The 22,413-nt window shown below is 50.1% G+C and carries 17 protein-coding genes; 5 read left to right on the forward strand and 12 right to left on the reverse strand.

Annotated features, from left to right (window positions below; all coding sequences use genetic code 11):
- Nucleotides 1–116 precede the first annotated feature (116 nt).
- Nucleotides 117–1,349 carry an MFS transporter gene (locus tag KK083_RS02180; protein WP_254160239.1) on the reverse strand — a complete coding sequence of 411 codons (1,233 nt, stop codon included), beginning with the start codon at nt 1,347–1,349 and terminating at the stop codon, nt 117–119.
- Between the two features lie 127 nt (nt 1,350–1,476).
- Between KK083_RS02180 and KK083_RS02185 the strand changes: the two genes are divergently transcribed.
- Nucleotides 1,477–2,226, forward strand: coding sequence for a DeoR/GlpR family DNA-binding transcription regulator (locus KK083_RS02185; protein ID WP_254160241.1), 750 nt, complete (start codon nt 1,477–1,479; stop codon nt 2,224–2,226).
- A 17-nt stretch (nt 2,227–2,243) separates the two neighbouring features.
- On the opposite strand, the gene KK083_RS02190 is transcribed toward KK083_RS02185, so the two are convergent.
- Nucleotides 2,244–2,972 carry a phosphatase PAP2 family protein gene (locus KK083_RS02190; protein ID WP_254160243.1) on the reverse strand — a complete coding sequence of 243 codons (729 nt, stop codon included), beginning with the start codon at nt 2,970–2,972 and terminating at the stop codon, nt 2,244–2,246.
- A 408-nt stretch (nt 2,973–3,380) separates the two neighbouring features.
- On the opposite strand from KK083_RS02190, the gene KK083_RS02195 reads away from it, so the two are divergent.
- A complete protein-coding gene (locus tag KK083_RS02195; protein ID WP_254160245.1) occupies nt 3,381–5,639 on the forward strand; it encodes an ATP-binding protein in 2,259 nt (752 codons plus the stop codon).
- Here the strand turns inward: KK083_RS02195 and KK083_RS02200 are convergent.
- The 5 genes from KK083_RS02200 to KK083_RS02220 all read right to left on the reverse strand — a co-directional run bounded on the left by KK083_RS02200 (nt 5,608) and on the right by KK083_RS02220 (nt 12,344).
- A complete protein-coding gene (locus KK083_RS02200; protein ID WP_254160247.1) occupies nt 5,608–6,417 on the reverse strand; it encodes a hypothetical protein in 810 nt (269 codons plus the stop codon). The two genes, KK083_RS02195 and KK083_RS02200, sit on opposite strands and share 32 nt — an antisense overlap.
- Nucleotides 6,418–6,642: 225 nt before the next feature.
- Nucleotides 6,643–7,677, reverse strand: coding sequence for an ABC transporter permease (locus KK083_RS02205; protein ID WP_254160249.1), 1,035 nt, complete (start codon nt 7,675–7,677; stop codon nt 6,643–6,645).
- A complete protein-coding gene (locus KK083_RS02210) occupies nt 7,670–8,602 on the reverse strand; it encodes an ABC transporter ATP-binding protein (protein WP_254160251.1) in 933 nt (310 codons plus the stop codon). The genes KK083_RS02205 and KK083_RS02210 overlap by 8 nt, the downstream gene beginning before the upstream one ends.
- Before the next feature lie 174 nt (nt 8,603–8,776).
- The gene (locus KK083_RS02215) at nt 8,777–9,871 is read right to left on the reverse strand and encodes a sialidase family protein (RefSeq protein ID WP_254160253.1); all 1,095 of its coding nucleotides are present in this window, start codon (nt 9,869–9,871) and stop codon (nt 8,777–8,779) included.
- Between the two features lie 22 nt (nt 9,872–9,893).
- The gene (locus KK083_RS02220; RefSeq protein WP_254160262.1) at nt 9,894–12,344 is read right to left on the reverse strand and encodes a carboxylesterase family protein; all 2,451 of its coding nucleotides are present in this window, start codon (nt 12,342–12,344) and stop codon (nt 9,894–9,896) included.
- 491 nt (nt 12,345–12,835) lie between these two features.
- On the opposite strand from KK083_RS02220, the gene KK083_RS02225 reads away from it, so the two are divergent.
- Nucleotides 12,836–13,894 (forward strand): substrate-binding domain-containing protein, encoded by a 1,059-nt coding sequence (locus tag KK083_RS02225; protein WP_254160264.1) that lies wholly within the window; start codon nt 12,836–12,838, stop codon nt 13,892–13,894.
- Between the two features lie 343 nt (nt 13,895–14,237).
- Nucleotides 14,238–15,383, forward strand: coding sequence for a glycoside hydrolase family 88/105 protein (locus KK083_RS02230; protein ID WP_254160266.1), 1,146 nt, complete (start codon nt 14,238–14,240; stop codon nt 15,381–15,383).
- A gap of 181 nt (nt 15,384–15,564) precedes the next feature.
- Here the strand turns inward: KK083_RS02230 and KK083_RS02235 are convergent, their stop codons facing one another.
- From KK083_RS02235 to KK083_RS02255, 5 genes are all read right to left on the reverse strand, one after another.
- Nucleotides 15,565–17,004 (reverse strand): alpha-L-fucosidase, encoded by a 1,440-nt coding sequence (locus KK083_RS02235; RefSeq protein ID WP_254160268.1) that lies wholly within the window; start codon nt 17,002–17,004, stop codon nt 15,565–15,567.
- A gap of 167 nt (nt 17,005–17,171) precedes the next feature.
- Entirely contained in the window at nt 17,172–17,873 is a 702-nt protein-coding gene (locus KK083_RS02240) for a hypothetical protein (protein WP_254160270.1), read from the reverse strand.
- The gene (locus KK083_RS02245) at nt 17,806–18,603 is read right to left on the reverse strand and encodes a nicotinamide phosphoribosyltransferase domain-containing protein (protein ID WP_254160272.1); all 798 of its coding nucleotides are present in this window, start codon (nt 18,601–18,603) and stop codon (nt 17,806–17,808) included. The genes KK083_RS02240 and KK083_RS02245 overlap by 68 nt, the downstream gene beginning before the upstream one ends.
- An 11-nt stretch (nt 18,604–18,614) precedes the next feature.
- The gene (locus KK083_RS02250) at nt 18,615–19,337 is read right to left on the reverse strand and encodes an NUDIX hydrolase (protein ID WP_254160273.1); all 723 of its coding nucleotides are present in this window, start codon (nt 19,335–19,337) and stop codon (nt 18,615–18,617) included.
- A gap of 280 nt (nt 19,338–19,617) precedes the next feature.
- On the reverse strand, nt 19,618–20,301 hold the full coding sequence (locus tag KK083_RS02255) for an NUDIX hydrolase (RefSeq protein ID WP_254160274.1): 684 nt from the start codon (nt 20,299–20,301) through the stop codon (nt 19,618–19,620).
- A 149-nt stretch (nt 20,302–20,450) separates the two neighbouring features.
- On the opposite strand from KK083_RS02255, the gene KK083_RS02260 reads away from it, so the two are divergent.
- Entirely contained in the window at nt 20,451–22,373 is a 1,923-nt protein-coding gene (locus KK083_RS02260) for an adenylate/guanylate cyclase domain-containing protein (RefSeq protein ID WP_254160275.1), read from the forward strand.
- Nucleotides 22,374–22,413 lie beyond the last annotated feature (40 nt).

Here is a 22,413-nt window from a genome sequence, read left to right on the forward strand (position 1 = left end):
CCAGCCCGGGCAGTACCTTACGCCAGCGCGGCAACACAACGTCACGCGCATTCGAGCATTGCACTGCCTCAGATGAATTTTCAGCAATCATCCAGCGGTATTGGACGTCTTCATTTTTATCGATCGAGGTTGGACGGTGCCGGAAGTCGCGAGGCCAGGATAACAACCGCCACTGACATGAGCGAGAGTGTAAGAAATGAGATCCTGAGGTCACTTGCTTCGGCGATGAATCCGATGATGGGAGGCCCGATCAGCAAACCGACAAATCCCATAGAAGAAACTGCTGTCAATGCCGTGCCTGACGAAACGGATCTCGATCTTCCTGCGGCGCTGTACACCATGGGAACAACGGACGACACACCCATGCCGATGAGAAAGAAACCGGCCAGCGAAGGCATCATCTGCGGAAAGACAACCGCCACCAGCAACCCCGTCGTGGCCCGCGCACCGCTCACCTGGAGGATCTTCTTCAGGCCAACTTTGTTCGAGAAGCTATCTGCCGCAAAGCGCATTCCGGCCATCGCCACCATAAACGTGGCATAACCAAAACCGGTGAGCCCCGGATCTACCTGGATCACCTGCATAAAATAGAGACCACTCCAATCGAACATGGCGCCCTCCACCATCATCGAGCAGAATGCAATGAACCCTAATCCCAGCAGCGTTCTGTCAGGCATTGCAAAGATCGGACGCTTTTCTCCCCCGGCGTCATCTTTACTCACCAGGTGGAAAGCACATGCCGTGTTAACGATGACGAATGTGATGCAGATGATACCAAAGTGGTACAATGGCGAAACTGAATGGTTGATCATCCACGTTCCGAGCGCAGCTCCTGCAAAACCCGCCAGGCTCCACAAGCCGTGAAACGACGCCATGATCTTCTTCTTATACAGACTCTCCACGGCTACTGCCTGCGTGTTGATTGAAATGTTCAGAAGGTTGGCAAAGAAACCGAAGGCGAACAGGGAAACAAAAAGTCCAAATGCACTCGACATCATACCAATGCCCACCAGGGAAATGCCATACGATACCGATGCGGCCACAACAACCCGTTTACTTTGCAGCTTCGCGATAAGCCATCCGGCGAATGGAAGAGAAATGAAGAAGCCAACAGGCAACCCGAAAAGTACACCCCCCAGCTCGGAGGCGCTCAAACGTAAATTTTCCTGGATTGTAGGGATCCTCGAAGCCCAGCTGGCAAAAGTGAGCCCGTGCATGAAGAAAATGGCGCTGACTGCGATGCGATTAAACAGAACAGCCGCGTGCGCAGGAGCATTTTTTATGTCCTGCCGAAAATGCTGCCGCATATCCGGTGCGCCAACATGTATTTCCCGTTCAGATAAGCTCATATTTGCTATATTTTGCAATAAATGTAATTCAATATCGCAAAATATGTCAAAATATCGCTTAATAAATTCCAACTATTTGGCATTCAGCGTGATTATTTTGCATTATATTGCAAAATATTGCTCGTTTATGTTGAAAGAAGAACGCTTTCAGATCATCCTTGACAGACTTTCGAAAGACCAGAAGGTGACACTTAAAACCTTAAGTAAAGCGCTGGATGTTTCGGAATACACCGTGAGGAGAGACCTTAAGGAGCTCACAGACCAGGGATTGCTAAAGGCCGTGCGTGGCGGCGCGGTGCCGCATTCACCAACACCTCACAAATTTTCAGACCGGTTGAATTACCTGAGCGATGTAAAAAAGATCATCGCAGAGAAAGCTTTGAAGCTGATGCACAACGGCCAGGTGGTGGCTTTCGATGGCGGTACAACGGCTATGGCCATCGCGAGCATGCTTCCGCCTGATCTCAACATCACCGTGGTTACAAACAGCTTTCCGGTAGTAAACATACTGGAATCGCATCCGGCCATTGAAGTTCTGTTTGCCGGCGGAAGGCTCAATAAAACCGCATTCACCTCCATGGGGCATGATACCATCAGCTTTTTCAATAAGGTGCGCGCCGATATTTTCTTTATGGGAATATGCAGCATCCATCCCAGCATCGGCGTCACCACCATAAACTACGAGGAAAGTGAAGTAAAAAAAGCTATTGTCGGCGTTTCCAAAAAAGTGGTGGCCCTTACCCCACACGAAAGAATAAATACCGGTGAGGCATTCTTCATCTGTGCTGCTTCCAAAGTGGATGTTATTATCACAGACGAAGACGGAAAAGCCCTGGCAGAAGACGCCTTCAGAGACTCCGGCACAGCAGTACTTTGATCTGACATCAAAGCGACCTAGTTCGCCCTCCTCCCCCGTAACAGATCGATCACATTAAAGATCACCACACAAAACGTGATCCAGATAAAACCTCCGATGTAACCCGCCGCTACATCCGAAGGAAAGTGAACACCGAGGTAGATCCGGCTCAGGCCGATGGAAAGGATCATAAAAACCAAACCAATCACCAGCAACGTTCGCACTACACGGTGCATGGTCATCTGAAAGCAGAGGTAGATCAGAAAACCGTAGAACGCCATGGCGCTCATGGAATGGCCACTGGGGTAGCTGAGCGTGTTCACCGACACGAGATGTTCTGCCGTGGGTCGCGCCCTGTTGATGAAGCGCTTCAGCACAACGTTGCAAACCGTAGATAATAAAAGTACAAGTAATGTCTGCACAATGAAACGCCAGCTGCGGTGCCGTAAGTAAAAGTACGCGGCGATGGCAACGGATATCACGATGTAGCCGATGACGTCGCCCATCTCGGTCATGAACCGGAAAAAAGGTGTCAGCGAATCGCTTCTGAAAGATACCACCCAGGCGGTGACGGACCGGTCGAAAGATTCGAGCTCGTTTTCAACCAGCTCGTCTGTGAGCTCTACAAAAGCATTCAGGCCGATGACAAAGAGCACGATGGCCACGGCAATGGTAACATAGTAAGGCAGGTTCTCGTCCTGTACATGCAATGTTTCCCTGATAAATCTCCGGACCCATCGAATGAATGCCGCTAATATTTTTCTCATACAGATTGCTTCAACAACGAATATTACTCATTCTTAAGCACCCACACAAAGGAGCCGGGAACCTGACTCGAAGAATTACGAATAATTGTTAGCCATCACTGAAAACCGGGAGCGCATGCCGTATCAGGTGGTATCTCTCAACAAAAAAAGATCATTAAAACGTATGATGTGATGAGCCTATCCTGTCAATCCACCAAATCCTCCAATCCTGGTAAACCTTTTCCCCCGCAGAACCGTATTCACGTCTTAGTGCATTGAACAAAGATTTCCCCTCTACAGAATACTTTTTCAAATATTTTGACCAAACCATACATCCATAGCGTTGGCCGGTAAGTGACACAAAAAGGCCGGTGGATTTTGAACACTTTGGGGCTGATCATATAAGTTTAAAAACAGAGATAAAGGGTCATGTTGCGAGATGTTTTTTTTCTTTTGCGTTGCATTGTTTGTTCACTCATCGTTGCATTTTCACTCCTCTCCCCTTCACCTTTACGCGCACAGCAAAACAAGATCGACAGCCTTAAAGCGCTGATCAGTCAGCACAACAATGAGGACACGCTGCTGGTGAATAACATGGTACAGTTGAGCCGTCACCTCTACTGGTCTGGCAACTATGATGAAGCGTTGGATTACGCCCAACGTGCCCGGAGCCTCTCAAGAACACTGGGCTTTCAAAAAGGCGAAGGCATTGCATGGCTCGCATCGGGCCACACCCAACTTCGGAGAGGAAAATACGACAGCGCCCTGCGTCACTTTGGAAACGCCCGCGCTTCTTTTGCGGCCATCAATAATTACAGGAGCCTTGCCAACAGCCACGTGTATACCGGCCAGGCCTACGATTACCTTGCACAGTATGATAAAGCGCTGGAGCACTACAAGATCGCGCTCGGCATTATTGAAGAATACCCTGACGATGCCATCCTGTTCAAGATCCAAAACAGTACAGGCGTTACCTACCTGAAAAAGGGCAGCTATGAAACGGCGTTGGAGTATTATCTGATGTCGCTGAAGACCTGCGAAAAGCTCAACGACAAACTATACTACGCCTCCACCCTGAACAACATCGGTGTTGTATACATCGATATTTTACAATACGATGAGGCGCTGAAGTATTTTCTGCGGTACCTCAAAACCATGAAGGAGCTTCAGCACACGCAGTCCATCGCGGTAGGCATGCTGAATGTAGGCGAAGCGCACATGAACCTTCAGCACTACAGAGAAGCAGTTCATTACCTTGATAGCGCGCTGGTCATTTACCGGCAGATCGATGAAAAACGCGGGCAATCGCTCGCGCACAGTAACCTGGGCTATTCATACAAAAACCTGCATGACTATTCGAATGCCGCCACCCACTACGAGCATGCCATCCGCATCGCGGAGCAAATAAAAAGTAATGAGGCCCTGGTGAAAGCCCTGATCGGCGCTACGGAGCTCTATCTCAAGATCGGCGATATAAAAAAGGCTTCGGTGCACATGGACCGTGCGCAGGTTACGGCCAAAATTACGGGCTCGATGCTGGAGCTGGAGAAAGCCTATCTCTTTCACTCCAAGCTCGATTCAGCACGGGGCAACTATAGAGAAGCATATCAATGGTTCAAAAAATATTCAGCGCTGAACGACAGCCTCTTCAATGAAAGCAAGAGCCGCCAGGTGCTGCAGATGCGGGAGCTATACGAAAGTGAAAAGAAGGATAAAGAGATCATCCTGCTGAGCGAAGCCAAAAAGCTTGAAGAGGCGAAGTTGTCAGGCAACCGGAAGCTGCTCTGGGTATCGGTGACGTTCCTGACGGCCATCATCATAGGTATCCTTTATTGGGTGTATGTGAAGTCGCGGCATTCTAAGGTGCTCACGGCGCAAAACGAAAAGATCTCCGACGCATATGCAGCACTGAAAAAGCTCATGGACAAGGTTGAAGACCAGAACAGGATGCTGGCGCAGAAAAATGAAACGTTGGAAGACCTTCACCGCGAAAAAGATGGTTTGATCGGTGTGGTGGCACATGACCTGAGAAGTCCGCTGAACAGGATTGCCGGCCTCACCCAGATCCTGGCGTTCAACAGCCACCTCAGCACCGAAGAAAAAGAGATCATCACCATCATTCAAAAGGTGTGCAAAGATGGCAATGGACTGATCCGCGACCTGCTCGACATCAACCAGTACGAGAACAGTGAAGCGCTCAACATCACCGAGATTTCACTCACACACTATGTATCATCACTGCTGGGCCATTATACACATCAGCTCGATAAAAAAGATCTCAAGATGTTCTTTGAGTACGAGACGGAGGCCTCCATTAAAACCGATGCCAGCTATCTCGACCGGATCCTGGACAATATCATTACCAACGCCATTAAATTTTCACCGGCGGGCCGCAACATCTACGTGAGGATATTGAAGCAACGTGAAACTGTGAAGATCGTGATCCAGGATGAAGGGCAGGGTTTTCATCCCGACGACCTTCCTCACCTCTTCCGCAAATTCAAAAAGCTTTCGGCGCGGCCTACAGGCGGAGAAAGCTCAACCGGCCTGGGGCTATCAATCGTTAAATCACTTGTAGAGAAGATCAAAGGTTCGATCAAGGTTGAAAGTACCTGGGGCAAGGGTGCCACTTTTGTGATCGAGCTGCCGCAGGAGATCACCCAGGAGCGTGCTGAAATTCATTCCTGACCTGATTAAAGCTGGTAGGCTTTCCTAAATAAAGCTCCGGATCGGTGAGCAGTCTCCATTCCAGCTCTGCAATGCTGTCAGCTGCTTCCTGGTTACCCAGCGAAAACGCTTTTTTGAAAACTTCAAGCGCCTCACGGTATCCATCGCGTTTTTGGGCAACGGTTGCTCTCGACCTTTTTACCACTTCTTCTGCTGCCTTACCTTTGGCATATATGGCGTCACCTTCTTTTAACCGGAGGTGGGCCAGGAGACCGTCCATTTTTGCCTGAAGCAATGCAAGCTCTTCGTGCATCGCCGCAAGGGAATCTTGCCGGATCATAGTATTTTGTGTGAGCGACCTGTGAGCTGCCTGATAGACGGATAGTGATGCCTTCAGATCTTCGATGTATTCATCGCGAAGAACGACCTCATGCTCCATCTCACCGATCATCACCTCGTAACGGGAAAGGGTTCGCTTTGACTGGTGCAGTGAGTCCTCAAAGCGGGTAAGCTTCTTCTCCGAAGTAATCACATAACGGTTAACATCCTGCAGCCTGGAGGAAACTGCGCGGGGCGCGGGTGAGCTTTTGCTGTCGTCGTCATGCGTTGAGTGACGGTTGACATCAATAGAATCCAGCCATGCATTCATATTGCGCATAGCCTCGATCTCGGGTTGATATTCTTCCAATGCCTTACGCAGCTCCGCATTTTCAGCACGCAGGCGCGACAGCTCGTCTGAGCCGCAGCTCATCAGGAACAAACCAGCAATGAAGAGGATTAAAATGCTTCCGTGACGCATAGATAAAAAAAGTGTGGTCTTAACCATGACAAAGCAACAAATAAAAACATGCCACCGTACGGCTTTATTCTTTGAAATGCATCCTGGTTCTTTAACCGGCTTTCGCGTTTTCCTGATGTTTTGAACCTGCAATGTATGTTGTGAGGAGTAATGCGCTGATCCAAAAGAAGGTATGTGCTATCGTCAGCATCTATACTTCAGGTGCGCTTTTAAAGGATGGCATCCTTAGTACCATTTGAAAATACGAAGGCCTACGGTGAAGGTGACAAGGCCTGTTGCCAACAATATAGCGATGGGCTTGATCATTTCAGCGAAGCCCGCACCCTCTATGAATATGGCGCGGATCGCATCGGCCAGTACGGTAAGGGGTAACGCCTGGATCACGGGAATGGTCCAATCGGGAAAATTGTGATAGTTGAAAAAGACACCTGAAAGGATCATCATCGTGAGCGTGACGGCGTTGATCAGTCCGTTGCCGATCTCTGTTTTAGCGGTTCTTGATGCTGTAAGTATACCGATGCCTGCAAAGGCAAGCACACCCGCCACGAACAAAACGATGAAAGCAGGAACACTTCCGGTGATGGTGGTGCCGAAATAAAGCCATGCAAACACGAACAGCAGCAGGGTTTCAACGCCGCCGAGGATGATACGGGTAATGATATGCGAGCTGAGGAAAACCGACAGTTTCATCGGCGTGGCCACCATCCGGCGCATCAGCTTCTTCATGCGGGTCTCGATCAATGTCCATCCTATTCCCCAAAGGCATGCATTCATAATGCCTAACGCGATGAGGCCCGGGATGAGGAAGTCGATATAACGGGTGCCTTTTGCCTGCAGCGCTTCGATGGAACCATTGCTGCGGATACCGGACATGCCCCGGTCAAGCACCAGGTGCAGGAGCTGTGCGTCAGGGTTGTGAGGATCGAAATGATAAACGAGCGAACTCCCTCTCACTTCAACGTATAATGCAATGATGCCGCGTTTGATGGCACGTACAGCTTCTTCTTCAGCTGCTTCCCTGAACCTGATCCTGAATGGATTGCCCGTCTCCGTGCCAAAAATTTTCTCACCCGTGATCTGCTCAGGAGCCGCAGCACCGATAACATAAACGGTTTGCAGTGTTTCACTTTTATTCGAAAAAGCAACGCCCAGCACCCACGCCATCAGAATAGGAAAAAGAATGGCCCAGAAGAGAATACCAGGCTCCCGAAAGAACGTTTTGAAGTGAACGAGAATGAGTTGGTAAAGGCTTTTAGTCATGGAGGTGTCGTCCGGTCATGGAAATAAAAAGGTCATCGAGCGTCATCTTGCGCGATAACAGCTCCTCTATCTTGATGTTCTTCGTCTTTGCCGAATTGATGACGGCGGGCAGCACCTCGGCGATGTTATCCACAAAGATCTGCACTTTGGTGTGCGGCGCAATCCAGTTCAGCTTTTTGATGCCCGAGAGCCCCAGCGCCTCAATATCGAAATTGTTGCCGAAGCTGATCTCGATGAGGTCACCCTCGCCGTGCTTTGCATTGAGCTCCGATAAAGTGCCCTGCGCAATGAACTGACCCTTGTCCATGATCAGGATCCTTTCGCACAATACTTCTGCCTCTTCCATGTAGTGCGTGGTGAGGATCATAGTAGTGCCCAGGTCACTGCGAAGCTTTTCAAGGATCTTCCAGATCTCACGCCTGGCCGCGGGGTCCAACCCGGTGGTCGGCTCATCCAGCAACAGTATTTTAGGATTGTTCAGCAACGCAATGCCTAATGCCAGCCGCTGCTTCTGCCCGCCGGAGAGTGTTACGGTATAAGCTTTCCGTTTTTCCTTCAGGTTCACAAGGTCGAGGATCTCTTCCGTACGCCGCTGCCCCAGTCCGTAAAAGCTGCCAAACAGGTTCAGCGTTTCTTCCGTGGTGATCTTGTCTATGAACCGTGTTTCCTGAAGCGACAGACCGATGGCACGATGCAGCTTTTGCGCATGCGTTTTCCAACTCATGCCCAGGATGGCGATACTCCCCTCGTCAGGCTTCTGAATGCCTTCGATCATCTCGATCAACGTGGTCTTGCCTGCGCCATTGGGGCCGAGCAACGCCACATACTCTCCTTCATAGATAGTAAGGCTCAGGTGGTTAACAGCTTTCACATCTTTGAAAGACTTGCTTACACCGTTGATCTCGATGACGGGTGTTTTGTTCATTTATGCTCAATATAATGAAGGACCGTGAACTGGACAATGGGAAAGTTGTAGTAGTCCATGGTCGATGGTCCATGGTCCATAGCCGGCTAATGCTAATCCTGATAGTATTGTTAATGGTCTAGTGGATGGTAAGGGGTGCAGTGAAGCTCACACCCAAATGCCATGGACCATCGACTATGGACTATGGACGTAATCAATCCTCGCCATCCGGAAAGCAATCCTTTGCCGTTTCCAGGTATAGGTCAACGCAACGGTGTCACCAAGCGAAACCACCGACGGATAGGAGAACTCGTCTTCGCCGCTGCCCTTCTCAAGATCAGTGATCAGGGGCCACGTTTTGCCGTTGTCTTTTGAAACCGCCAGTGATATGGGATGGCGCGCGCCCCAGTTGGTGCTATCCCTGTTAAAGATCAGCACCAGGGTTCCATTAGAAAGCCTGGTAAGATCGATGCCGCTGTTGGGATTGGGTAGCGAAGTTTTGTAAACCGGTGACCATGTTTTGCCATAATCTTCAGAATCGCTGCGGCAGATCACGCCTGCGGAGCTGCGCAGCAACATGTGCACTCGGCTTGGCTGCGATTCCCAGAGCGCGGGCTGGATCACTCCTTCTCCCGGAAAGGAATCACGATTGAGCGGCACGAATGCGCTGGCCGTCCACGTGGTGCCTCCGTCCTCACTGCGATCGACAAATGCATTCCACACGCCTTTCTTCTCATTGGATGCAGGCGCCAGCAAAACTCCGTTCGATAACAGTAGCGGCTTGTTGCGTACCGGGCCTCTTCCACCTCTATCGCCAGCCACGAGCTCTTTTGCTTCAGACCATGTTTCACCATTGTCACGCGACGTCATATACCACGTCTCCCATTCGTCGATGGTCTTGCCCACCTTGAAATAGAGAATAACTTCGTTAGAATCTTTCCTGAACAACACCGGGTTCCAGTGCGGGTCTTCCCTGAGCTTGGCAACCTCACGGGGTGCCGACCACTTTCCGGGTGTGCCCTTCGAAAGCCAGATGCCTACATCGTCATGCTTCTCGTGCGTGCCACCAAACCACGCAACCAGGAATGATCCGCCGGCAACGGGCAACACGGTAGAAGCGTGGCATTGCGGGAAGGGGCGGTCATCGCCAAAAATAAAATCTTCAGCAATTACCGTCACGGAATCCCGCGGCTGCGACTCCGCGGCAGTTTCATGTTTGGAATTGCATTGCATCATTAAAACAGGGAGTGCGATCAGGGCAATGGTGATCAGCGGTCGGTTACTGGTCATTCGTATGGTCAGAATATGGTTCTTACTTGTTGGTTGCCGATGTGCCATTTTCCAGGCTCCAGTCGTTACCATAGAAACCGGCAAGCTTCACTCCTGCCGCACCATTCCGCAGCATCTCGGTGGAGAAGATCATGTAGTCAGGGAAACCGCTTCCTGCAGCAAAGTACTGGTTAGCCTCCGCTGTGCGCATACCCTGCAATCCTGTTCCACTCACCACCGCCACCGAAGCAATGTTGCTTCCTGCACGGGGCCAGGTGAAATAGACGCCAAGGTTATTCCCTTCAAACTGTTGCGCTCCTGCCTTCACACTTCCACGCTTCACCTGGATCGGGCAATTGCCCAGTAATTTTTTCCAGGCTGCGTTGGTAGTGGCATTACCATACAGCACCACGCCCCGGTCTTTGTAAATGTCAGCATTAAAATCCTTATCGGCAACCATGTCTACGGCACCGTTACCGCGATAGTACCAGATCTCCGCATCGTAGCGGGCTTTGTTGTAAGCCCAGGCGTTCTCGTTCTGATCGCCCGTGGTTCCATAGACGAAGATCATACGATGATTGAATGCTTCTTTAAAAGTACCGTTGCGGTCCACTCCTTTATGCGAGACGGAAGGTTTCTCACCGCGTTGCCACTGCCTGTCTTTGTGCAGGTAAAGATTGTCTTCCGGCGCGGTCACTACATATTTCACGGGCTTCTCCTGATCAATTATGATGGTGATCGTATCACCTTTGCTGAAATCGCCGAAGCTCAGGCCGAGAATGGAAACATTCGCTGTGGTACCTGTGATGGTTTTTCTTTTCCTGTCACGCTTCAGTTGAAGGCGACTGAACTCCAGCGCACGTTGCTGCTGCAATACAGAGGCCCAGCGGTATTGTGACGATATGGCGGGGTTGGCGGTGGTGAAGTCGATCACGTGCACGGCGCTGTCTGGTTGAATGTGGTGCCACCTGAAATAATCGAAGATGGGAAGCCAGTCCACACTCTCGTTGCCGAACCAATGGCTGCCACCGGGATATTCGTAGTAGCTGAAATCTTTATGAAACTCACCAAGCACTTTGCGCATCTGCTGGGCGTAGGTAACAGGCACAACCTTGTCGCTATCGCCATGGTGAATGTAAACGCCGAGCGATCTGTAGTTGCGCGCAAGCTCGATCACGTTGCTGGCATTACCTGCTCTCAACAAAAGTTTTTCAACTTCGGTGGCGCCGCTCTCCGGTATTTTTCCGTCGGCCGATCCATAACCGGTCAGTGTCGGATATCCGGCACAAGGCGCGATGGCAGCCCATTTACCTGGGTATGTTGCGCCGAGGTACCACGTGCCGTGTCCGCCCATGGAGTGACCGGTAAGGTAGATCTTCTGTGGATCGGGATTGAATTTTTTCCTGGCGAGCTCAAACACTTCTAGCGCGTCGAGGCGTCCCCAGTCTTCCCAGTTGAAGCCACGAGGTCTCCGGTTGGTCGGCGCCACCAGCACACCCCAGTCTTTGGGTTTGTATGCGCGGGCCTGACCGATGGCCTGAACACCGGCACCGTGCACCGAGAGGAACATGGCGGGTTGTCCGTTACCGGTACTCATCTGCGGAGCAACGCTGTAGTATTGAACACTTCCATCGATGTTGCTGACAAACGTATAACTGTGATGATCGTGTGATTCAACAGCGTCGATCGAAATGTTCTTCTCATCCAGCAATTTTCCTTTTTGCCTGAGCTGTAGTGCACAGGTATAAGTTTGTTTGGTCTTAACTCCTGATGCATTAATACGGAATGGCACCTTGCGCAGGGTCATGGCAGCGATCACGGGAACATCGGAAGACAACGTCTGACCTTCCAGTGTTGCCGTGAGGGTAAGGCCCGTGAGTGGCTTGGCAGTGGTGTTGATCACTACAACGGCTCCGAGCAGCGCATCCGCTGTTTGGCCTACAACAACATGCGGAAGTGTGGCATCGTCAGTGGAGATCATGGCAGTTTTTTCAGGCAACGATAGTCGTGCAGACACGCCCTGCCACCGTGCTGAACCGGTGCACCGGACGATGATCTCGTTCAAGCCTTTTTTTATTTGTACGGGCAGGTTCATCCATCCGTCTCCGTAAATGTCGCCGCCGCGTGGCGCTCCATTTACATAGCACATAGCGTCGCCGGAAATGTTCAGCAACATGGCCTGCTTGCGGTCAGCTTCGTAGGTGAGATAAAGATATCCGTTTGCCAGGGCATCTCCTCTGAAACGCCCGGTGCTGTCGGCGGTCACAGTTTTCCAGGTGATCTGTTTGCCTTCGCTGTTTGTCATCAGCACGTCGCCGGCCATAGGCTTTTTCAACGCACCGGTGAGGCGTTGCCATGCGAGCTGATCAGCAATGATAGCTTCCCGCCCGTAACGGTGGCACTGCCCCGCCGCGAGACCTTGTTTGAATTGGTAGGTTTGGGAGTAAGTGGTGAAGCATGATAGAGCGAGTAGAAAAAGAAGGGAGAGTTTCATGATGGAAGTTAGTGTTTTGAATTGGTTGCCGGTTACCGGTTGCCAGTTTCGTGCCGTGTAAATTTTATATACTGAGTTCTAATCCAGGAGATCGTTAGCCCGATCGTCATTGCCAACGCTTCCCTGAACTGGTAACTGGCAACAAGAAAAGAGGCCGCATACGCGAGCCTCCTTCATATGTAACTAACCCGATTATTGTCAGCACCTGTTGCAGGTAATAGCTCCGGAATCGTTTGTTCCTGGTATCCATCATATCAAAATGATGGACTCCGGGCGCGCATTTTCCGGCAGATGATCTTTTCGTAAAGAAAGGTAGAAGGAGTTATGTGGAATTGCAAGAAAAAAGTAATTTCGTTCGCGCACACGATCAATTCGTGCGCGTAAACGAAAAGCAGGTAATCCCTGGGTTTCCGGTAGTCTTTATAAAATGTGGACTTGCAAAGCGTAAACCGTGCTTTTTAACGGTTAAAGAATTTTATTTGTACCTGGAGATGAATAAAAAAATCAGGATCAAAGACATCGCCAAAATGGCCAATGTCTCCGTTGGCACGGTTGACCGTGTCATTCACAAACGCGGTGAGGTATCGGCAGAATCTTATAACAAGATCATGGCGATCCTGGAAAAAACCGGTTATAAACCCAATCTCATCGCCCGCACCCTGGGCTCCAACAAAACCTTCAGGGTGGCCGCCGTGGTGCCTGATCCTGAGCAGGACGAATACTGGAAGATGTCGTCTGAAGGCATCATCAAAGCCGAAGAAGAGTGGGCCGAGTTCGGTGTACAGGTGCAGCTGCTGCATTTCGACCTGTACGACAAGAACTCTTTCAAGGAAGCCATGAATGAAGCCCTCAACGCCAAACCCGATGGCATCATTACAGCGCCTATCTTTCACCAGGAGTCGATCGAATTTTTCAACCTGTGCCGCGCCTACGAGATCCCTTTCGTGGTGTTCAACAACAACATCCCCGAAACAAAATCGCTGAGCTTCGTGGGCCAGGACCTCTACCAGAGCGGAGCCGTGGGCGCCGAGCTGTTGCACATCAACCAGGCAGATCCCGGCACCTACGCCATCCTGCACATCTATGACGACATTCACAACTCCGTGCACTTGTCTGAAAAAGAAAAAGGGTTCAAGGATTATTTCGCCAGCATGAAGCAGTGCAAGGTGATCAGCGTAGACCTGAACCTCACCCACGAAGCAACACTCGAAAAAGAGCTCAACGACCTGCTCTCGAATCCCGAACTAAAGGGGCTATTGGTCACCACATCAAAAGGTGCGTCCATCGTATCGAACATGCTGGAGAAACACGGCAAGAACGGCATCAGGCTCGTAGCCTATGACCTGCTGCAGGAGAACCTCCGTTATCTCAACAAAGGTGTGATCGACTTCCTCATCAACCAGAACTCGAGACGCCAGGCATTCATCGGCATCAGCCAGCTGGCCAACTTCCTCGTGTTTAAAAAAGACGCTTCCGCCGAATACCTTTTCCCGTTGGAGATCATCACAAGACAGAATTTGAAGTCGTATCTGAATTCGGGAGCACATTAATAGTAGGCAGTAGACAAATACGATCGCAAGCGATCGTGGCAGTAGACAATAGTGCTGTGTAAAGGTCAACAGACTTGGTTAAGTCGTCATTCTGAGTGTGGCATCGCGTGCTGGCATTGCGCGAACGAAGAATCCCCCATTAACAACGTGCATAAGTAAAGGCACACGCTCGAATTGGATACGCAGTAACCTTCGGGGGATCCTTCGCTCCCCACCACCCACCGCAATACCACCGCTCTGGATGACGGTCTTCGAAGGAGGAATGCTGTGGACTGTCGACCGTGGACTCTCCTGCAGGATACTGCAGTAAGGTTTACCAGCGGCATCATCTTAATTTGTCGGCATGAAAACATGCCCTACGCCCCGCGCGCTTCTTTTTCTGATCGCTGCAACACTGATCTCTTTGCCTTCGCACGGCCAGAAAAAACTTCCGTCAAGAGAAAAAACACTGGAAGCCATGCGCATCACCAACCAGTATTTTATGGACAAATGGCCTGACGTGGGCAAACGTATTGTGCATGAACGTTCGCGTGCCAGCAACATCTGGACGCGCGGTGTGTATTATGAAGGGCTCATGGCTATGTATAAGCTCGATCCCAAGCCCGCTTACTTAGACTATGCTTTGCGATGGGCCGACTTCCATCAATGGAACCTCCGCGATGGTGAAACCTACACCCGCAATGCCGACAATCAATGCGCCGGGCAAACCTACATCGATCTTTATCTCATGGACCCACAGCCGTACAAGATCGAAAAGATCAAGGCTTCTATGGATAGTATGATGCGTACGGACAAGATCGACGACTGGAGCTGGGTCGATGCCATTCAGATGGCGATGCCCGTATTCGCCAAGCTTGGAGTGATCTACAAGGATCCGAAGTACTGGACGCGGATGCACGAGATGTACATGTATACGCGCAACAAACATGGCGACAACGGACTCTTCAACCCGAAAGACAATCTTTGGTGGCGTGACAAGGATTTCGATGCACCGTACACTGAACCCAATGGCGAAGACTGCTACTGGTCGCGTGGCAACGGCTGGGTATTTGCCGCGCTGGTGCGTACGCTCGACATCATTCCCCCTGATGCACCCAACCGGAAACAATACGAAGACGATTTTAAGGCGATGGCAGCAGCCCTGATCGCTGTGCAACGCAAAGACGGCTTCTGGAATGTCAGCCTCCACGATCCCACCAACTACGGCGGCAAAGAGACTACAGGCACCGCGTTGTTTGTGTATGGAATAACCTGGGGGCTCAACAACAACTACCTCGATGCAAAGATCTATAAACCCGTTGTCACCAAAGCCTGGAATGCGTTGCTGAAAGAAGCGGTCCATGTCAATGGCTTTCTCGGATATGTGCAAGGCACCGGTAAAGAGCCCAAAGACGGTCAACCAGTAACACACACCTCTGTTCCGAATTTTGAAGACTTCGGATTGGGTTGCTTTTTACTGGCGGGCAGTGAGATTTATAAACTAAGGTAGAATGGAGCGAGGAAAGTGGGTTGCACGCGGAGGAGCGAGGAATCCCCGGATGACAAAGTGCACTTCATAAAATCGGCTTTCGAAATAAGTACTCGGTACAGATCACGGGATCCTTCGCTCGCGCAGGCCCTACACACATGCTTCGCTCAGGATACAGGTTCCGGGCGCGGTCTTGGAGCAATCATTCTTTCGAAAAAGAGAATGCCATCGCCGGATAGGCCGTGTATTTTTTTCTGAACGATGAGGGGACGGTTACTGTGACCATATCGCCTTCACGTTTCCATTTTACGTTCTCTCCGTTCGCGAGCAACTTTATGGAGCTGCCCTTTGCGGGGATATTAAGCTTCCAGGTCACCGTTTCCGGCAGTGGTTTATCTTTCTCGAGGCATACCAGCGCATAGAGCGTTCCGTTGTGCGCTTGCGTGAACCATGTATTGCCGTCGCGATAATGGATTGTGGCGCGTGTGTTGTAAATGCCTTCGCCGTTTTGCTTCAGCCACTCCCCTATCTCTTTCAACCTTTCGATCTGTTCGGTCTTCAGGGTACCATCAGCCTGAGGTCCTACGCCGAGCAGCAAGCTTCCACCTTTGGCAACGATCTCGATCAGCGTGTGGATCACTGTGGCCGCGGATTTGTACTGGTCGTTAGGAACGTATCCCCATGCGCCGCCCAACGTGATGCAGCTCTCCCAGGGGTGATCGAGCTTCTGCTTGGGAATACTTTGCTCCGGGGTCTGGTAGTTCTCAAATTCACCATGCACAGTGCGGTCAACCACAAGCATTCCCGGCTGTGCGCTGCGGGCCATGGCAGCGATCTTCGGAATGTCTATATCCTGGCTCCAGGGCGGAATGGCCGCACCCCATGCGCGTACTTCATCGGTGACAGATTCCAGTGGTCTCACCCAACCGCCATCGAGCCACAGAATATCGATGGATCCGTAGTTGTGCGTAAGCTCATGGATCTGGTTATACGTGAAGGACTTGAACTGATTCCAGCGCCAGGGGTTTTTCCGGATATCGTAATTGTTGTTCCGGTCTGCCGTAGCGTATCGCGGCCACCAGTAATATTCGCTGTGCCAGTCGGGCTTGGAGTAATAGGCACCGATCATAAATCCCTGCTCACGAAATGCGCTGAAGACATATTTCGCCACATCGGCTTTCGGATGCGAGCGGAAGGGACCATTCGTGATCTTGAAATCCGTTTGCTTCGTGTCGAACATATTGAAGCCATCGTGATGTTTGGTGGTGAAGACCACGTAACGCATGCCGGCATCCTTCGCGGCTTTCGCCCATTGGTCGGGTGCAAAGTTCACGGGATTGAAATCCTTCTGAAGACCCCAGTACCATGTTTTGAAATCTTCATACCGAACGGTGCTGTCGCGGTTGATCCAGTCTTCGGAACACAGCTCCCACGATTCGATGATACCCGGAACGGCATACAATCCCCAATGGACGATCATACCGAATTTCTGGTCGCGCCACTTTTCAAGCTTCTCCTTCACCAGCGGATCAGAAGGCCACACATAGGTTGATGAGGTGGGGTGCTCGGCCTGTGCCCTTGCATTGTTGAATACCACAACACAGGCGGCCGCCAGCACAATAAGAAACAACTTTCTACTCATAGCGCCGAAGGTAAACAAAATTGACTATTCCGATGAAAAGCGTACGGCTTTCCTTTTTGTAATCTGAAGGTTGAACATACGACGCACGAACAAGGGATGGCATATTTGCCACTTCCGCGCCCAGTCCAACGGCAGCCGACGTAGCATAGCGTTTATACTTGTTTCCATCAGGCAAACTGTAGGGTATTTATCTTTGCACGTTCCCTTATTTCTTCAAACGTATATGTTTTCGTAACCACCCCATCTTCAAATACCGTTTGAAGCTCGTCAACATGGTTGTTGGAATATATGTCTATGGTCTGATACTGGCCATGTGTTTTTACCAGCTTCAACTTCCCCGCTTTGGAGGTCTTGAACGATTTAACCAATTCACCTTTGTCATTCATTTCTATGGGCTGTTTCTTTACATTAACCCAATCTCCATTTAGTTCTGCATAAGAGCATTTCAAAGCAAATTTTTGCGTATCACGATTTACTTTTTGCAACAAAGCGCCTCCCATGCCAAGCACAAGATTCTCGGCAGAAATCTTGCTCAGCTTTAATGCCTGATAAATATTGGGGATGGTGTCAATATCAATGCCATCACCTTGTATAACCCTGATCTGGGGAGGCAGCACTTTATATCCTTTCGAGTTAATTGTAAACCCGAATTTTGCAAACAGGATCTCGAACACCTTGCGTAAGGTCTTCACAGGGTCGCCGGAATCAGGGCGGATAACCAGCGTGCCGTTGCGTTGAAGGATTTGTTCTTTTAGTGCCGTGCCCCAATAGTTCTCAACAGCGTTGAAGATATTATAAGAATCAGAGACGCATGCCAGTATTCCCTGCGGGTAAGCGTTGAGGACGTGCTGAAAAAACCTGTTGTTCACCTTTTTCACCAAGCAACGTCATGATAGAGTGTTCCGTGGCAGGAACAGACAGTCCGTATACTTTCTTTGCGCCGTAATATTGTTGAGCAAACCGTGAAGCGTAGACTGTGTCGCTGCCCATAAAGCTGAGAAGATGTGCCGATCCGCCGAGGCCGGCACTTTCCACGGAGCTTACGCCGCGAAAACCAAAGTCGTTGAGCACAAAATCAATTGCTGTGGCGGCACTTTCATCGGCAGTATCTTCGAAATAACGTTCCACTAACTTCCGGACTTCTCTTGAAAGTGTTGCAACCGTACACGGATACCAAACCTGCATCAGCAGCGTTTCCAAAAAATTTGTAAGCCAATAACATCGAGGGTCGGTATTTTCAATCGTCATCAACGCATTGTGTATTGGAACAACGCTTCCCTCGGCAACCGCTTTGATCTTTACAGGAAGTCGGCCCGCATGCTTTTTAAGTATGTAATCAAAATTCTCTCTTTTAAACACATCTGTTCTTCCGAAGGCCCCGGTCAACAGTTGTTCTGCTTCGTCAACATCATCTTTTGTAAAAGCTTCACCTTCGAGATACGCTTTCAAAAAGTATTGCAATCCATAGAATACAGTCGTATTAAACGCGCCGCCCCGGCTTTCGAGGTAAGAATAGATCGTGGTAGTTCCGGGCATATACAATTTGTGATGAGAGTACTTGTAGGCATCGGCCAGCAGCAGTAGGTTTTGCTTTTTCATATTCGCGGAGTTTATCGGTTATATTTCTCTAATAATCGTTTCAGCAAGGGAACATGCGTTGAAGTAATACTTTGTTCGTTTATCGTTTCATCCAGCGCTGATAAAGGGAACCACTTCAATTCTGCTATGTCGTCACTCGCCTGAGGTGTGCCAGACAAATAATCAGTTGAGAACAGGGTTGTGATGATCTTATCCGTCTCTGCTCTGTAGCGCCAATCATCCACCTGAAAAGATCCTTCGTACTGCATCTCGCTTACTTCAATATTTCCACATTCCTCCTGCAGCTCACGGCGTGCAGCCTGTTCGAAACCCGCGTCTGTAGGATCGCTAAAACCTCCGATCAAACGCCACTTCTGGTCATTGTCTTTCTTGCCCAGAAGAATTTCCTGTTTATTATTTCTAAAGACTGCGATATCAACTGTTGCATAAACGCTCGGGTATGTATTCAGATACGCATAGATCACACCAGCTCTGAATTCCACTGAATCCATAACCTGTTCTTTAAACATCTCGCGGATCTCGGAAGCGTTGTGCGTGCCATTGGCAGGTAATTCATGCACGGTATTTTTTCCGGAGTAATAATCGATAAAACTATTCCGGCTTCCATACAGTGTAAAAGCAGATCCTGGAAATGTATCATTCAATAATTGATCAAGATTTGAAGACCATTTTGTATCGAGCGGATGATCCGGGAGTGGAAGTATCACAATCTGCGGATGTTCTTTCTTGATCATTCTTTCCCTTGTATGAAAGTCAAGCGGGTTTCTTCGGCTACCTAATACAGGGGAAACACCGAGAACAATTACCACCTTCTTGTGCTTAGACTGTACAAACGCTATCAGGGTCTTGTGCCCGGGATGAAGATAGGGTGTCTGGAAACGGGCTATTATTACGCCAATCATGATCTTTATCAATTCCTATATTTGTGTAAATTATACGCAAATATATATGGATGGTTTCAGTTCACAAAGGTAATTTGCGTAAATTATACACTAATTGAAAAATGGGGCTGATTTAAAAGAAAATATCAAAATTGTAACCCTTCTCTTTAAGCTCGAAGTACTTCTTTTTATTGAATTTGAAAAGTCGGGCGGGCCTTCCCGATTTACGTTGGATGGTTTCGTCGAGCTCTTCCAGGATCCCAAGGCCTATGATCTTCTTTTTAAAGTTCCTGCGGTCAATTTCGTGGTCTAAAAGTGTTTGATACAGTTTCTCCAGGTCAGAAAATGGAAATTCTTTGTCCAGCAGCTCGAATCCCACGGGTTCGTAGGTGATTTTACCGCGCAATCGTTTGATAGCGGCATCAATAATTTTTTTGTGATCGAAGGCCAGCTTCGGAAGTTTTTTTATGTTGAACCAGGCAACATCTTCGGCATCGGTGTGTGCCGCCAACTGAAAATCCTGCGGCCTTACCAATCCAAAATATGAAATTGAAATAGCATGATTTCTCGGATCCCGTTCCGGCGAGCCGAAGGTATATAATTGTTCCAGGTAGTTTACATCTATTCCCGCCTCTTCCCTGAGCTCACGATTTACGGCTTCATCGAGGGATTCCCCGTTGAGTACCAGTCCACCCGGCAGGGCCCACATTTTTTGGAAAGGCTCATTTCTTCGTTTGATCAGCAAAACTGAAACGCCACTCTCCTGATCATAACCGAAAACAACAGCATCTACCGACACCTTGATTTCCTGCTTCATGATCCAAAAATAGGAATTTAAAGGTGAGATAAAAGCCCCATCGGCTTGTACAACCCGCACACGATATCCCTTGTTACGATGGGACTATCTTTATTTATCAAACTCAAATCCTGGCCTATTTTATATCTTTACAGCTCAAACCAGTCGCCATGCGCCAACTTGTCGCCATTCTGTTCGCTGATATGACAGGGTATACCGCCCTGATGCAGGAGAACGAGCAGCTTGCGCGGCTCAAACGCAAGCGGCTGAAGGAAGTGCTTGAACCCGGCATCGCACAGTTCAATGGCAAGATCTTACAACATTATGGAGACGGCTCGCTCAGCATCTTCACCAGTGCGATTCAGGCCGTACGTTGTGCCATCGACATCCAGAAACAATTGCAGCAGGACCCAAAGGTCGATCTGCGCATCGGCATCCACACCGGCGATGTTACCGTGGACGATGACGGCATCTATGGCGATGGCGTGAACCTCGCCTCGCGTATTGAATCGCTGGCAGTTCCCGGCGGCGTGTTCATCTCTGAAAAAGTATTCGACGAAGTCAAGAACCAGGAAGATATCAGCACACGTGAGCTTGGCTACTTCGAGCTCAAGAATGTGAAGCTGCCCGTGCGTGTTTTTGCTATCGCGAACGCGGGGCTCGCGGTTCCCGGCAGGAATGAGCTCCAGGGCAAGACCCGGCAGCCGCAAAATCGCCTCGCGGTGCTTCCGTTCGTGAACATGAGCGCCGACCCCGAAAATGAGTACTTCAGCGATGGTATTACGGAAGAGCTGCTGAACGCACTTACGAAAGTGGAAGGGCTGCAGGTGATCTCACGCACTTCGTCCTTTGCTTTCAAGGGCAAGAATGACGACATCCGCGACATCGCCATCAGGCTCAACGTTGACAAGATCCTGGAGGGCAGTGTACGCAAGTCGGGCAACCGCGTGCGCATCACCGCACAGCTGATCAATGCCGCCGATGGTTATCACCTTTGGAGCGAGAACTACGACCGCAACCTCACCGATATCTTCGAGGTGCAGGACGAGATCAGCGGCATTATCGCCAATAAGCTGAGAGAGAACCTTGCGGCAACACGCCCGAGCACCATCAAAACATCTGCTCACAACATCGACGCCTACACGCACTACCTGAAAGGGCTTCATTACTGGAACAGGTTAACACCGGCAGATGCGCACAAGGCGATCGAATGTTTTGAGCAGGCCGTTGCCCTTGAACCGGATTATGCGCAAGCCTATGCCATGATCGCGGGCGTGCACAGCTACCTTGGATCTACCGGCCAGATGCTGCCTCAAAAAGCATTCGATATTGTACAACGATATGCCGCCAAAGCGCTTCAGCTTGACGATACGGTAGCAGAAGGTTATGTGGCAAAAGCAAGCTCCCTGCTGTTCTTCGAGTGGAAATGGAAGCAAGCCTATGAAGCGTTGCAAACAGCGTTGCGTCTGAACCCCGCGGTAACATCGGCATACCAGATGCTGGCATACTATTACATCCTGACAGGAGAAAAGGGAAAGGCCATACAGATCATGGAGGAAGCCGTGCAGCTCGATCCGTTGTCGACCATCGCCAATCAATACCTGGGCAACGTTTATATCTTTGGCGAACGTTACGATGATGCGATCCGGCAGGCAGACAAGATGCTGGAGATGAACCCTCAGATGCGCATCAGCATCGAGCTGAAAGCCTGGAGCATGGGCCTGAAGGGCGACTGGGCAGAGGCGCTCAGGTTGTTCGAAGAAGTACACCGCCTGACCAATCATCCGCTGAAAGGATTGATGGGTGTTGGCTATGCGTCGGCCATGCTGGGCCAGAAAGAAAAAGCGATTGACTGCATCCGGAAGATCGAATTGCGCCAGCGGGAAGACCCCGACACGGTGCTCGATGGCGATCTGGCAGGCGTCTGGTATGCAATCGGTGACTGGGATAAGGCGTTCCATCACATCAACGAATGCATCCGGAAACACACGCCCCCGGTCAATTTTTTCCTGGAGTATCCCACGTTCAAAGCGCTGAAGAAGGATCCACGGTACCAGGAGCTGATGAAAACGCAGGCAGTCCATAACCGGTAGTATGGCGTAGTAAATGCAGGTGACGTTGAAGGTACGATTT

This window comes from Chryseosolibacter histidinae (assembly GCF_018598225.1).
GTDB classification, from domain to species: Bacteria; Bacteroidota; Bacteroidia; order Cytophagales; family Cyclobacteriaceae; genus Chryseosolibacter; species Chryseosolibacter histidini.

Bases quoted from the DNA above. Each gene is read 5' to 3' on its own strand.
- KK083_RS02200 (WP_254160247.1), bottom strand. From the start codon at position 6,417: ATGCGTCACGGAAGCATTTTAATCCTCTTCATTGCTGGTTTGTTCCTG.
- KK083_RS02215 (WP_254160253.1), bottom strand. From the start codon at position 9,871: ATGACCAGTAACCGACCGCTGATCACCATTGCCCTGATCGCACTCCCT.
- KK083_RS02220 (WP_254160262.1), bottom strand. From the start codon at position 12,344: ATGAAACTCTCCCTTCTTTTTCTACTCGCTCTATCATGCTTCACCACT.
- KK083_RS02255 (WP_254160274.1), bottom strand. From the start codon at position 20,301: ATGAAGCAGGAAATCAAGGTGTCGGTAGATGCTGTTGTTTTCGGTTAT.
- KK083_RS02205 (WP_254160249.1), bottom strand. From the start codon at position 7,677: ATGACTAAAAGCCTTTACCAACTCATTCTCGTTCACTTCAAAACGTTC.
- KK083_RS02210 (WP_254160251.1), bottom strand. From the start codon at position 8,602: ATGAACAAAACACCCGTCATCGAGATCAACGGTGTAAGCAAGTCTTTC.
- KK083_RS02195 (WP_254160245.1), top strand. From the start codon at position 3,381: ATGTTGCGAGATGTTTTTTTTCTTTTGCGTTGCATTGTTTGTTCACTC.
- KK083_RS02225 (WP_254160264.1), top strand. From the start codon at position 12,836: ATGAATAAAAAAATCAGGATCAAAGACATCGCCAAAATGGCCAATGTC.
- KK083_RS02245 (WP_254160272.1), bottom strand. From the start codon at position 18,603: ATGAAAAAGCAAAACCTACTGCTGCTGGCCGATGCCTACAAGTACTCT.
- KK083_RS02250 (WP_254160273.1), bottom strand. From the start codon at position 19,337: ATGATCAAGAAAGAACATCCGCAGATTGTGATACTTCCACTCCCGGAT.
- KK083_RS02235 (WP_254160268.1), bottom strand. From the start codon at position 17,004: ATGAGTAGAAAGTTGTTTCTTATTGTGCTGGCGGCCGCCTGTGTTGTG.
- KK083_RS02180 (WP_254160239.1), bottom strand. From the start codon at position 1,349: ATGAGCTTATCTGAACGGGAAATACATGTTGGCGCACCGGATATGCGG.
- KK083_RS02185 (WP_254160241.1), top strand. From the start codon at position 1,477: ATGTTGAAAGAAGAACGCTTTCAGATCATCCTTGACAGACTTTCGAAA.
- KK083_RS02230 (WP_254160266.1), top strand. From the start codon at position 14,238: ATGAAAACATGCCCTACGCCCCGCGCGCTTCTTTTTCTGATCGCTGCA.
- KK083_RS02190 (WP_254160243.1), bottom strand. From the start codon at position 2,972: ATGAGAAAAATATTAGCGGCATTCATTCGATGGGTCCGGAGATTTATC.
- KK083_RS02260 (WP_254160275.1), top strand. From the start codon at position 20,451: ATGCGCCAACTTGTCGCCATTCTGTTCGCTGATATGACAGGGTATACC.